This is a genomic window from Cupriavidus sp. 01L46, from assembly GCF_056399905.1.
This window is the reverse complement of record NZ_JBFTSF010000040.1, coordinates 23,026-34,235: the sequence shown is the minus strand read 5'-3', so window position 1 is coordinate 34,235 and position 11,210 is coordinate 23,026. Positions and strand designations below refer to the sequence as shown.

Annotated in this window: 12 protein-coding genes and 2 pseudogenes; 3 read left to right on the top strand and 11 right to left on the bottom strand. The window is 61.3% G+C overall.

From position 1 onward, the window contains the following. From AC1DS3_RS09940 to AC1DS3_RS09930, 3 genes are all read left to right on the top strand, one after another. On the top strand, nucleotides 1-990 hold a 990-nt coding region (locus tag AC1DS3_RS09940), incomplete at its 5' end, for a DUF802 domain-containing protein (protein WP_477127091.1). Next, on the top strand, nucleotides 987-1,634 hold the full coding sequence (locus AC1DS3_RS09935; RefSeq protein WP_043354157.1) for an OmpA family protein: 648 nt from the start codon (nucleotides 987-989) through the stop codon (nucleotides 1,632-1,634). The genes AC1DS3_RS09940 and AC1DS3_RS09935, both read left to right, overlap by 4 nt. Continuing rightward, on the top strand, nucleotides 1,630-2,295 hold the full coding sequence (locus AC1DS3_RS09930) for a DUF2894 domain-containing protein (protein ID WP_441631456.1): 666 nt from the start codon (nucleotides 1,630-1,632) through the stop codon (nucleotides 2,293-2,295). Before AC1DS3_RS09935 ends, AC1DS3_RS09930 begins: the two co-directional genes overlap by 5 nt. A 21-nt stretch (nucleotides 2,296-2,316) precedes the next feature. Here AC1DS3_RS09930 and AC1DS3_RS09925 read toward each other — a convergent pair whose 3' ends face one another. The 11 genes and pseudogenes from AC1DS3_RS09925 to ku all read right to left on the bottom strand — a co-directional run bounded on the left by AC1DS3_RS09925 (nucleotide 2,317) and on the right by ku (nucleotide 11,163). Further along, nucleotides 2,317-2,712, bottom strand: a complete 396-nt coding sequence (locus AC1DS3_RS09925; RefSeq protein WP_441630971.1) for a hypothetical protein — start codon at nucleotides 2,710-2,712, stop codon at nucleotides 2,317-2,319. A 28-nt stretch (nucleotides 2,713-2,740) separates the two neighbouring features. After that, nucleotides 2,741-4,057, bottom strand: coding sequence for a hypothetical protein (locus tag AC1DS3_RS09920; RefSeq protein ID WP_441630969.1), 1,317 nt, complete (start codon nucleotides 4,055-4,057; stop codon nucleotides 2,741-2,743). Next, nucleotides 4,038-4,763 (bottom strand): hypothetical protein, encoded by a 726-nt coding sequence (locus AC1DS3_RS09915; protein ID WP_441630967.1) that lies wholly within the window; start codon nucleotides 4,761-4,763, stop codon nucleotides 4,038-4,040. Before AC1DS3_RS09915 ends, AC1DS3_RS09920 begins: the two co-directional genes overlap by 20 nt. A gap of 83 nt (nucleotides 4,764-4,846) precedes the next feature. Beyond that, nucleotides 4,847-5,158 carry a hypothetical protein gene (locus tag AC1DS3_RS09910; RefSeq protein WP_441630965.1) on the bottom strand — a complete coding sequence of 104 codons (312 nt, stop codon included), beginning with the start codon at nucleotides 5,156-5,158 and terminating at the stop codon, nucleotides 4,847-4,849. A gap of 1 nt (nucleotide 5,159) precedes the next feature. Continuing rightward, on the bottom strand, nucleotides 5,160-6,056 hold the full coding sequence (locus tag AC1DS3_RS09905) for a DUF4261 domain-containing protein (protein ID WP_477109707.1): 897 nt from the start codon (nucleotides 6,054-6,056) through the stop codon (nucleotides 5,160-5,162). Nucleotides 6,057-6,195: 139 nt separating this feature from the next. Then, a pseudogene (locus AC1DS3_RS09900) lies at nucleotides 6,196-6,654 on the bottom strand (ATP-dependent Clp protease proteolytic subunit); the annotation flags it as partial. Nucleotides 6,655-6,791: 137 nt separating this feature from the next. Further along, nucleotides 6,792-7,058: a hypothetical protein gene (locus AC1DS3_RS09895; RefSeq protein ID WP_441630961.1), complete on the bottom strand. Its 267-nt coding sequence runs from the start codon at nucleotides 7,056-7,058 to the stop codon at nucleotides 6,792-6,794. A 463-nt stretch (nucleotides 7,059-7,521) separates the two neighbouring features. Continuing rightward, on the bottom strand, nucleotides 7,522-7,944 hold the full coding sequence (locus AC1DS3_RS09890; RefSeq protein WP_477127090.1) for a DUF4279 domain-containing protein: 423 nt from the start codon (nucleotides 7,942-7,944) through the stop codon (nucleotides 7,522-7,524). 1,291 nt (nucleotides 7,945-9,235) lie between these two features. Further along, nucleotides 9,236-9,340, bottom strand: a pseudogene (locus AC1DS3_RS09885) (RHS repeat-associated core domain-containing protein); the annotation flags it as partial. 91 nt (nucleotides 9,341-9,431) lie between these two features. Then, on the bottom strand, nucleotides 9,432-10,241 hold the full coding sequence (locus AC1DS3_RS09880) for a tetratricopeptide repeat protein (RefSeq protein WP_441630955.1): 810 nt from the start codon (nucleotides 10,239-10,241) through the stop codon (nucleotides 9,432-9,434). Between the two features lie 7 nt (nucleotides 10,242-10,248). Next, nucleotides 10,249-11,163 carry a non-homologous end joining protein Ku gene (gene ku, locus AC1DS3_RS09875; RefSeq protein WP_477127089.1) on the bottom strand — a complete coding sequence of 305 codons (915 nt, stop codon included), beginning with the start codon at nucleotides 11,161-11,163 and terminating at the stop codon, nucleotides 10,249-10,251. Nucleotides 11,164-11,210 lie beyond the last annotated feature (47 nt).

Sequence of the window (11,210 nt, the reverse complement as noted above, 5' to 3'; positions counted from 1 at the left end):
CCCAAGCTGCTGGAAAGCGTCTCCGCCCGCCTGGAAACGGCAACGAGCGGCATGTCGGAAGCGTGGAGCAATGCRCTCTCCCAGCACGAACGCGTCAGCGAAAAACTGGCGGGCGACAACCAGCACGCGCTGGCGGCGGCCGCGGCGACATTTGAGCAGCACTCGGCGTCGCTGGTGCGAACCGTGGGCCAGTCGCATGCGGACCTGCAAGCGGAACTGGCAGCGCGGGACCAGCAGCGGCTGGCAGCCTGGAGCGATACGCTCGGCACGATGGCGGCAACGCTGCGCCAAGAGTGGGAGCAGGCAGGCACGCACAATGTCAGCCGGCAGCAGGAAATCTGCGACACGCTGGCGCAAACCGCGCGCGACATCTCGGCCCAGACGCAAGCGCACGCCAGCAACACCATCGCCGAGATTGCCCGGCTCGTGCAAGCCGCTTCGGAAGCCCCCAAGGCAGCGGCCGACGTCATTGGCGAACTGCGCCAGAAGCTCTCCGACAGCATGGCCCGCGACAACGCGATGCTGGAGGAGCGCGGCCGCTTGCTGGAAACGCTGGAAACCCTGCTCGATGCCGTGAACCATGCCTCCACCGAGCAGCGCACGGCCGTCGACGCCCTGGTCGGCACGACGGCGGATCTGCTGGACCGTGTCGGCACCCGGTTCACCGACAAGGTCGAGGCTGAAGCCGGGAAGCTGGAAGCCGTCGCCGCGCAGGTCACCGGCAGCGCTGTCGAGGTGGCAAGCCTGGGCGAAGCCTTCGGCATGGCGGTGCAGCTGTTCGGCGAGTCGAACGACAAGCTGGTGGCCCACCTCCAGCGCATCGAAGCCGCGCTGGACAAGTCCGTCGCGCGTAGCGACGAACAGCTTGCCTATTACGTCGCACAGGCCAGGGAAGTCATCGACCTGAGCATGCTGTCGCAGAAGCAGATCGTCGAAAACCTGCAACATCTCGCAGGACAGCGGGCGCCCGCCAGCGCCGAAGCGGCATGAGYGAGGAGATCGACGCCGGCGTGGAGCCGGCCGTGCCAATCTGGGCCGTCTTCGGCGACCTGATGTCGGTGCTGCTGGGCGCCTTTGTGCTGATCCTGGTGAGCGTCATCGGCGTGCAGCTGGAACTCTCGACCAGGCTGGAGGAGGAAGTCAAGCAACGGCAGGTGGAGAAGCATCGCCGCGAGGCCCTTGAGCAAGCGCTGGCCGGCCCGCTGGCGGCGGGCCGGGTGACGCTGGTCAACGGGCGCATCGGCATCAAGGGCAGCGTGTTGTTTGCCCTCAACTCCGATCAATTGCAGCCCGAAGGCCGGGAGGTGTTGAAGAGCCTGGCCGCGCCGCTGTCCGCTTACCTCCAGGCCCGCGAGGAGATCCTGATGGTGAGCGGATTTACCGACGACCGCCAGATGCGCGAGGCCAACCGCCGCTTTGCCGACAACTGGGAACTGTCGGCCCAGCGCGCGTTGACGGTGACCCGCGCGTTGATCGATGAAGGCGTCCCGCCCTCCTCGGTGTTTGCGGCCGCCTTCGGCGCCGAGCAGCCCGTGACCTCGAATGCCAACGACGAGGGACGAGCCAAGAACCGGCGCGTGGAGATCGCGCCAATCCCGAGGCCGTCCAACGAAACGGGGAAGCCGCGTGATTAGTGGCGAGATTGGTGCCGAAAGCCGCGACGCGCTTGCCACGCTCGACGCATGGCGCGCGCGTGGCGCCGATCGCCTGAATCCTGTCCGCTTTCGATTCATCGAGGCGCTGGCCCGACGGGCGGCCGCCTACAGCGGCGATGCGCGACGCATCCTCGACAGCAGGCTGGCCAATCTGCTCGAGGCCTATGCCGGCGATCTTGAAAGCACCGAATGCAAAGACCGCAATGTCGGCGGCACAGCATCGCCGGGCGCTCCCCCTCGCGGGCCGCTGGCCGGACTGATCAACTACATGGCCATCCGGGCGCCGGCGGATCGCGGCGCCCCCGCAACGATTGCAGCCGTACCCCGGCGCGCGTCCCTACCGGACATGGAGGTGCTCGACTACTTCCGGGAAACCTGGTCCAGGGTCAGCACCGATCGACGGTTGCGGCAGTCGCTGGAGCAAGTGCCCGACAATGCCGGCCCGCTCAATTCGAGCCGCCTCGTGCATCGCTCGCTCTCACTGATGCGAGAACTGTCGCCTGAATATCTCCACCAGTTCTTGTCGTACGTCGACGCCTTGTCGTGGATGGAGCAGATGAACGGCGGCGGCGCCATGGCGGGTAAGGACGCGCCACGCGCAGGGAGCATCAAGCCGAGCGCACGCGGCAGGCCACGCTAGCGCAGTTGGGGGGACGGCGGGTCAATATCGGCTTGATTCGCCCCTGCGAGCCGTACGATGCCACGCCATGGGCGAGAGCAGGAGAACCGTCAGTAGGAACGCTACCTGCGAAAGGTAGAACGGCTCGAACCACTGCCGATTCAATGCGACGTAGAACGTGTTGTGAACGACGTCGACAATGATGATTGCCGCTGTGAGCGCGATGCCCACCCTTGGTTTGATGAAAAGAAGCAGCACCGCCAACGGATCAACAATCGTCAGCGCTCCCCAGAACACCCGGCTGGCCCAGTACGCGCCATTCCCATAGCCGTAGTCCCAGAGAAAGCCATGTTGAAAGACTGCCCGCACATGATTGGCCGTCGCGACCAAAAGACAGCAGGCAAACAGAAAACGGACGGAGAATGAAACGCTCGGCATGGCTTGATCTGCTTACGTGGCCATATAACTAGCGCTTGCCCGTGGCGATTGGCTGCGCTTCGCAAGCCTGCGCCGTGCGTTCCGCTGTATCGGCGCACTGGCGCCACACCGCCTCCGGCATCGCCGCCACCAGTACCAGGTCCTGCCCCGGCGCATAGTTCCAGAACACCCGGCCCGGACGCGCGCGCGCGGCTTCCCAGATCTTGCGTTTCTGCTGCGCGGTAAGTCGGATGTCGCCACCCTGCCCGCTGTTGCCGGAGGCGAGCACCTCGCGCTGCCCGGCGCTGAACGCCATGATGTCGCCCGCGGTCTCGTCGCCAGGCAGCAGCAGGATTCGCCATGGGTAATGCCAGGACTCCACCGACGGAACACGCCAGTCCGGGCCGTTCAGCACCATGGTGTATTGCGCGGGATTGCTCGCGGCATAGCTTGAGTCATGCCCACGCTGGGCACCCAGGCTCTCGGGCAAGCGATAAGGCAGGCCTACGTTCATCGACGCGTAGCCCTCGCTCGGGCCTTCCTTGATATACAGGTGCCGCGGCTTGCCTTGCGCATCGAAGGTGCGCACCTGCACGCGCCGCCCATGGGGATCGCGCTGGATCATGCGCAGCAGGCGGCCATCGGCATCATGCACATAGCGCAGCGCGGCCGTCTCGCCGGAGCCGGACTCGCATGCACCTTCGCCCGATGAGGCAAGCCAGCCCGCCTTGTCGTAGCGTAGGCAATGCTGGCTGGACAGCTTCGGCGGCGCGTCGTCCTCGCTGTCAACCGTGTCGAAGGCAGCCAGGCGTGCCGCGCCGTCGTAGCGCAGTACGAGCGTGCGCTCCAGCTCGTAGTCTTCAGGCCCGGCCGCACGCGCATCGTCGGCACGATTGCCCGGCTGGCCGTGCCGGCGCTCCGATGCATAGCGAAGGCTCTGTGCCGGACTCAGCAGCGCCTCGCGCCTTTGTTCGAACGCCTCGGTAAAGCGGTACTGCTCCACCCGGCACAGGTGGCGCGCGTTGTCGCCCGCGCCATCGAAGTACAGCACGGTTGGGCCCACCCGCTTGTCCGCGGGCAGGCCGTAGACCGACCAGTCGACCTGCTCAGCCCATAGCGAAGCCCGTGCGCGGCCGGCAATGGAGATGCGCAGCGGCGCCTCCAGGTTGTCCGACTTGACACGCGCACCATCCAGGCCCAGCAGCGTGCCAGCGTCTTCCAGCGGAAAGTCCACCACAACCCGCGTCATCGCAGCGGCGGCGCTGGCTGCCGGATCGCACACGGCGTGAGCGACCGGCGAGATGGAAAGCGCGAGCAGCAGTGCCAGCGTTTGTGCCGGGCTCGGCTTATTGAAATTGCGTGGCATGGAGGTAGGACACCAGGTTCCAAAACTCGGCGCTGACGCCGCCCAGGCGCAACGCGCCGCTCTTGTCATCCATCAGCAGGAAGGGATAGGCCCGCCGCTCGAACCTGCCCGCCGGTGGCAGGCGGTACGGCTCGAAGCGCTTGGGGTCGCTGAAGTAGCGCTCCGTGGCGTCGCCACCGCCGCCGTTGATGTGCATATACCAGACGCTAAGGTTGTGCGCGCCGATCGTCGCTTCGTTTTCCGGATAGATGCCGCCCTCACCCGCCGGCACTGAGTCGTGCAGCAGGTTGAAGAAGATACGCCCAGCACCCACCACCGCGAAGCCGCTGCCCGCGCTAATGTCGCTCTGTTCTGCCAACGCCTTCAGTAGCGGCACGGCACGCGATTTCGGCACGACTGACTTTGAGAAAACCTGCTCGATCTGTGCCTCGGTGATCTGCGCGCCCGCATTGCGCCGCTGCTGCAGCGTGGCGAAGTCCGTTTCGAATTGCTGCCGCCATGCGCGGTAACGCTGCGCTTGTGCCGCGCGATCGAACTGCTGAGCGGTTGCAGACGTTGTGAACAGGAGAGCGAGCATCCAGAAAGCCAGCGCCCGGATGCCTGCGCGATTGCCAAGTCGTGTTCTCATGATATCGACGGCGAAGTGGTTCTTCGGTTGGGCGGCGCGGCGCAGGATGGTCAGGCGTCTCTGCAAGGTGGTAGACATTCAGGTGGGATTCGGTGTAAGCGCTTCAAAGGTGATGAGGAAACTGGATCAACGACGGCCCGGCGCATTGGTTMATCCGCGCATCAACCAGTCCTTCGATGAATGGCGCGCCGCGCGAACAGCGTTGCCAGCATGCCAATCAGATAGCCGCTGCCGGCGGCCACGCTGATGAACAAAACCAGAAGGCCTGAGTACGGCCGCCCCCAGATTGTCGCCAGGGCAAATGCTGCGATTGCCACGCTACCTGGCAAAACCACGCGCCATATTACCGAGCGCAGCCGCACGCTCCCAACGGCCGCGGAGATGCCCCCCACAAGCAGGCCGAGGCCAAACACGATGTCTTCGATGTCTACTCTCCGTTGAGTGTGTTGCTGATGCGTTCCCGGCAGCGCCATGCTACAGATCGATCTGATTGATCTGCTCCTCCGTAATCACCTCTGCAACCAGCACCTTACCGGGGCCATCCAGGAAATACTCCACCTCGGCCGGCTCACGCAGTTTCATATAGGTGGATTCGCCGATTTGCATGGTATGCCCGGCCGCCAGCTCCGCACCGCTCTCCATCATATAGCCCATGATGTTGTTGAAGATGTCGGCATACCGCTGGCCCTCTTCGTGCCCACTGGCAAGCACAGCAAAATCGGGGAGTCCGAACAGGTCGCCGCCGTAGGTGCGCATCCACACGCCCTGTACATCCTGCACTTCATACTTGACGAAGCCGCAGTAGAGGGCATTGAGCGGCAGGCTGCGCAGCAATTCCAGGCTCTCGCTGCCAAGGCTGTCTGGCGCAAGGATACCGGCGGGCAGTGAGGTGCGCGCGTGTTCGTTCAACACCGCCAGGGCACCGAAGCCCGCCAGGGCACCGGCTACGGCGGCGAGCGCTACGTACTGCTCCAGCGGATTGTCGTCAAAACCCGCGTAGTACAGGATGATGTGGCTGGTGTGCGCACGTACCTCGTCTTTGACCTCCGCCGGGTAGGCCGCGGGCGCCACGCAGGCTTCGAGCGAGTCCCGGGGATAGGGCGCATCGAAACCAATTAGCCGCACCACGTGCGTGCCCCAGCCGATGAGTCCGAACAACTCCTGCATGTCTGGGGCAATCTCGGCGCGTGCCTTGCTCATGGAGGGATGAAAGGCGCGCAAGGCGGTCGTCAACGCGGCTGCCTGCGTCGTGAGCGGTCCGGCGAACAGCACCTGCAGGCTGAGCGGATTCTCGATAGCGGCGTTGGCGCTCAGGGCGGTGGCGTCGGCGGATTCGTCAGCGCGTCCGAAGTAGCGGGAGAAGATGTTCATGTGTTGTACGGGCAGGAGCAAGGTAAGCGCGATACTCAGGCATCGCGCCGCCAGTTTACAGGCTGCGATCACAGCTGTCGCCGTCCCACATCAAGATCGGAGTTCTCCTGGCCGGCGCCAGGAAGCTCGGTTCGCGCTCTCACCGTAACGGTGCCAGTTCCCGTTGCGTGAGGACGCGGTCGATCAGCCCCCATTCCAGCGCTTGCTCCGATGTCATGTAGCGGTCCCTGTCAAGGGTGCGCTCGACCTCCTCGTAGGTGCGCCCGCAATGCTCGGCATAGAGCCGGGCGACACGATGCTTGGTCCGCTGCGTCTCCTCGGCATGAATGAGGAAATCCGACGCCTGCCCTTGAAAACCGCCCAGCGGCTGATAGACGTGCAGACTCGCATTGGGGAGCGCTGCCCTTTCGCCTGGCTCACCCGCCATCAGCAGAAACGAGCCCATGGAGCGCGCGGTCCCCATGCACAGCGTATGCACCGGCGCTTTGATGTATTGCATGGTGTCGTACATGGCGAGCCCGCTGGTAATGACTCCACCGGGCGAGTTGATGTAGAGATGGATAGGCTTCGCCGGATTCTCGCCTTCCAGGAATAGCGCTGCAAGCCACGCATGCGTACGCAAGTTGTCCCGTCCGTCGTAGGTGTAACGCTCTATTTGCAGCAGTGGGGCCGTCTTGCTGGCGAGTCGATCCTTGGCGTCATAAGCAAAACTCGTTTGCCCGCCCCGCGCGTCGGTCAGGCGGCCGGCGTAAAAACGCCGACAACAAATGTTCCCAAAGATGCAGCGGTAACAAGAATAAAACTAATAACGTGTTCTTTTATCCATCGACCCAGCCCTCTCCAACTTCCATCCCCGGAGAGCCTTAAAATCACCAATAAACACAGGGCGATTACCGCAGTAGTGCCTATGGCATTAATCTTAGATCCAGACAAGAGACGTGCGACCAGGTACAAAATCAAAAAAACGATCCCAACTATCATATCCCTTACATTTACGGACATGGAACTCCCCAAAGTGGAGGCGAAACATACGCATGTTGGCCTTCTATTCCCGACGCGCCATATGCTCCATAGCCTTCGCCAAATTTTCCAAAGCTTCGACCGCCCTGAACCCCACTTGCCCCCCTTGCGCCTGGAAGCCGGGCGCCGGTTACCGGCATCGAAGGTATAGGTGACGGTCGAGTCGGCTGCCGTGAGGCTACAGCCAATTAATGTCTGTCCGTACGCCGCGCACGCCGACATGGGCACGGAGGAACTTGGGTACCTGCTTGTAGGCAAGGAGCGTGCGCCCCGTCATGCGAACGAAGCCGATATGGACGGCAACAGCGAGACCGTACATGTGGCTGCGGCGCGCATTGTGCTGCAGGCTATCCACGGCTGGTAAGCGGGTCGCTCAAGATCACAGGGGGCCCTTCCTTCAAACTCGATTTATGCAGCGGCCACTACCGACATCAATGCAGTCCAATCACTCTCGCACAACGTTCACAGTTATGCGTATCGGCAATCCTAGTTGAGCTAACGATACAAGAACATCTGGCTCGATATCCAACTCGCATTTCGCATCACCGTCCAAACTGCTAGACAGCGCAACAAAGACATCAATATAGGCGTCTTCGACATTCGCAATCGCCGACAACGGCTTTCCAATCGGAAAGGACTGAATGAGTCGCGCCAAATGATCGYCAAGCGATGTCGAGCCCAACTCAAAACTCAATGCCCAGCTCCCCTGTTTTACGAGAAACTCCAGCCCAGAAGAAGTCACACGCCGCTCGCCCTTCTTCTGCGCCCTTGAAGGGCCAACACCAATTTCACGAGTAACTGACTCCGGATCAAGGTGCTCTCCATTCAAATAGAGCGCAACAATTATCTTTGGTTCGTCAAGGCCCATTTTGGCTTCTCACCGTTAAGGTTTCCAACGACATCTCCAGCAGGATCGTAAATGTCGCCGGTATCAGGATCGACCCAAAGAGTAACGCACCCAATAATAGTATAGGCTAGTGTCATCATTCTCGCGCCGCCAGGTTCCTCGCACCACGTTCAGACCGTCATAGGTGGGAGTGTGTCACCATGAGCGTCGGTCGCAATCCAACACGCATCCGCGAAGCCTATGTGACAAAACGGCACTTTATATTCGAGTGGCTCTCGCTCTCACGCCATTAATCTCAATCTCGACGTTAATTTTATGTTTATCTATGTAGTGATTGATGGTTTCGATTAGATCAGGCATGTTCTCCGCTTTGCCCCCGAATATCATCTTCCCGGCTGGCATTGTAGATAGCCCCTTTCGATCTCGTGGATAAATATTAAATCCGCGTCGCGCTCCGCGCTCATATGGCACATAAACGGGGAATGCACGTATTAGCCTCACACTATCCCACTCCATTGTTTGCCACGTGACCCCAAAATAATTTCTCGATATCCCTCGTTCACTCAATACAATATCGGACTTGCTCGCAAGCATGAAAAAACCGGTTACTCCAAACAACGAGATAGCACATAAAAGAAAAATTGCTCCGCCCAACTGCCCGTCGCGCGAGATCCACAAGTAACCAAGAAAAGCGAATAAACCAATCATTGTTCCTATCGAAATAGGAGCCAGGGTACGACCCTTAAATTTATACACCTTCTCTGAACATTGGTGACTCAATCCTTCAGCACTCATTTGGACCTCCCTATGGCCTATGGACAATAGATGCCATTCTGATTTTCGGCCAAAAGCCGTACCTACTATTAGGATACATCGCAGCAGCGATCGCACCGATAGCCCCTGTAAAAGCACCGAAGCCGTTAGCAATCGTCCCGTCAAAGGCCGCCGCGCCGCCAGCACCAATCATGGCAGCCTCACCACTGGCGAGTGGTGCGAAGGCGCCAATTTCTATTCCAAAGCCGATACGTGCCGTAGCATCGTGACATGTTAGGATATTTCCGAGCACAGTGGCGGCTCCGCCGGCCGCTCCACTCTCGGCAACATACGTACCTGCCGCTGCAAACATCCCGCCAATCCCGCCCCCAACTGCTTCGCCAGCAGCCACAGCTACTTCAGGGGCGAACACACCTACAGCCCCTCCATCAACAGCTCCAGCCACCGCACCCTGCCAGTCACCGGCAATGTAGCCTGCTGCTCCGCCCGAGATCGCCCCGATCGCAGCCCCAACAACTCCAAATAGACCATGAGGGTCCTATATCAATGCTGGGTTACCGTAAGCGTAACGGTAGAGATGATCGCCGCCAGCGATTCCGATTGGATCCTCAGTGATGAAACGCCCGTAGCCGGGGTGGTAGAAGCGCGCCCGATACTAGTACAGGCCAGTTCCGTCATTTTCGCGTCCGGTGAACTAGGATGCGTTACCCACAGCCGCCTCCCCGCGCATTAGGTCAAGTCTGCAACCGGCGGTAGGCATTGAAATGTCGAATCGCCTGCATCCCGTTGCCGAGCGTCTCGTATATTCTGGCTGCATTGAAATGCGCATCGGCAAAGTCCGGTGCAAGCGCGATRCATCGCTCATAGCTTGAGAGTGCCTCCCTTGTTCGGCTCATGTCCTCCAGGGCCACGCCAAGATTGAAGTTGAGCAGTGGTTCGTTCGGCAGATGTGAGATTCCGAAACAGTACAGTTCCACCGCGTCGCCAAACCGGCCGGCGTCGCACAACATGCAGCCCAGGTTGAGGTATGGATCAAGAAATGTTGGTTCGGCCTTCAGCGCGTGACGGTATGCAACCTCGGCTTCGAGCGGCTTCTCCGTTTCCAGCTCGGCGCCGACGCGGAACCATTCCTGCGCCTCGGCAGCCGGCGCCCGTGCATCGTGCAGAGACTCCACGACCGCCGCGCCCGGTTCACCGGGCTCAAAGTCCATCAGCATCTGGCCCGACACAGCCTGCCATCCCCTACCCTCGTCCTTTGTCGCCACCTCGTTGCCCATCGCACGAATCCGCACACCGGTCAGCGGCTGGCCAGTGCCGCGAGAGGCCTTCACCCTCGCTAGCGCGCGGACAATCAGCCGCGTTGGGATCTTGGCGTCATGCAGCGAATTTGCTGTCCGGAGAAGCACCATGTCCTGAAACGTGAAGAGGAGTTTCCGGCGCGGCCCGCGGGCGGGCGTGATGATCCCCTCGGTGACCAGCCTGGTGGCCACCGAGCGCGGGATGCCCAGCATCGTCTCGGCGTCCTTCAGCGTGTACGTCGGCATTGGCCCGTCACTTTTTCGCCGATGAAGCTCGCTTGGCGGGAGTTGGCGCCGGCGCGGGCGCCGCTGTGGCACGCCTCCCGGTCTTCTTGCTCTTGCCCTGCTCTGCAGCCGCCGAGGTCGCTGCCTTCGTTCCGCCTTGTTTGCGCTGGGCCATGCTCGCGCGCAGGGCCTCCATCAGGTCGATCACTTCCGCGCCCTGCCGCGGCTCGCTTCGCTCCTCGCTCACGGCTATCTTCTTGCCCGCGATCTTCTTGTCGATTGCCGCCAAGATGCGGTCTTTCTCCTCATCCTTGTAGGCCGTCGGGTCGTACCCTTCCACCGAGTTCTGTTCAATCAGCTGTTTAGCCAAAGCCAGCTCGGCCGGCTGCACCTCAGCCTTCTCCACGTGCAGATCCAGCATCGATCGGACCTCGTCAGCGTAGAGCAATTGCTGGAGCACCAAGCCCTCGTCGATCGCCCGCACCTGCACCATGTACTGCTTGCCTTTCCAGACCCACTGCGCGAGCGCGCAGGTCCCGGTCTTTCGCATGGCTTCTGCCAACAAGTTGTATGGCTTACCACCGCGCTTGTCCGGGCCCAGGTAGTAGGCCTTGTCGAAATAGATAGGGTCGAYGGMTCCGGCCGGCATGAACGACACGATATCRATCGTGTGCTTCGCCTCRTCTTCCAACGCCTTCAGYTCGTCCGGCTCAAACACAGCGTAATGGTCAGCTTCAAACTCATAACCCTTGACCATCTCGGACCGCTCGACCACCACGTCTTCGCGGATGCACACATACTGCTGCTTGAGCCTGGACCCGCATCCCTTGTGCAGCAGATTGAAGCCGACCCCCGAGTTGCTTTCCGTGGCACTGAAGATCTTCACCGGGATCGACACGAGGCCGAAGCTGAGAGAGAGCGAAGCAATGGAACGGGCAGCCATGGCGATCACCGTACGGGTAGGGAGTACACCGATCTAGCTTAGATCGT

Coding starts and splice junctions, on each gene's coding strand:
- AC1DS3_RS09925 (WP_441630971.1), bottom strand. CDS start 2,712: ATGCCGAGCGTTTCATTCTCCGTCCGTTTTCTGTTTGCCTGCTGTCTT.
- AC1DS3_RS09920 (WP_441630969.1), bottom strand. CDS start 4,057: ATGCCACGCAATTTCAATAAGCCGAGCCCGGCACAAACGCTGGCACTG.
- AC1DS3_RS09915 (WP_441630967.1), bottom strand. CDS start 4,763: ATGTCTACCACCTTGCAGAGACGCCTGACCATCCTGCGCCGCGCCGCC.
- AC1DS3_RS09910 (WP_441630965.1), bottom strand. CDS start 5,158: ATGGCGCTGCCGGGAACGCATCAGCAACACACTCAACGGAGAGTAGAC.
- AC1DS3_RS09905 (WP_477109707.1), bottom strand. CDS start 6,056: ATGAACATCTTCTCCCGCTACTTCGGACGCGCTGACGAATCCGCCGAC.
- AC1DS3_RS09895 (WP_441630961.1), bottom strand. CDS start 7,058: ATGTCCGTAAATGTAAGGGATATGATAGTTGGGATCGTTTTTTTGATT.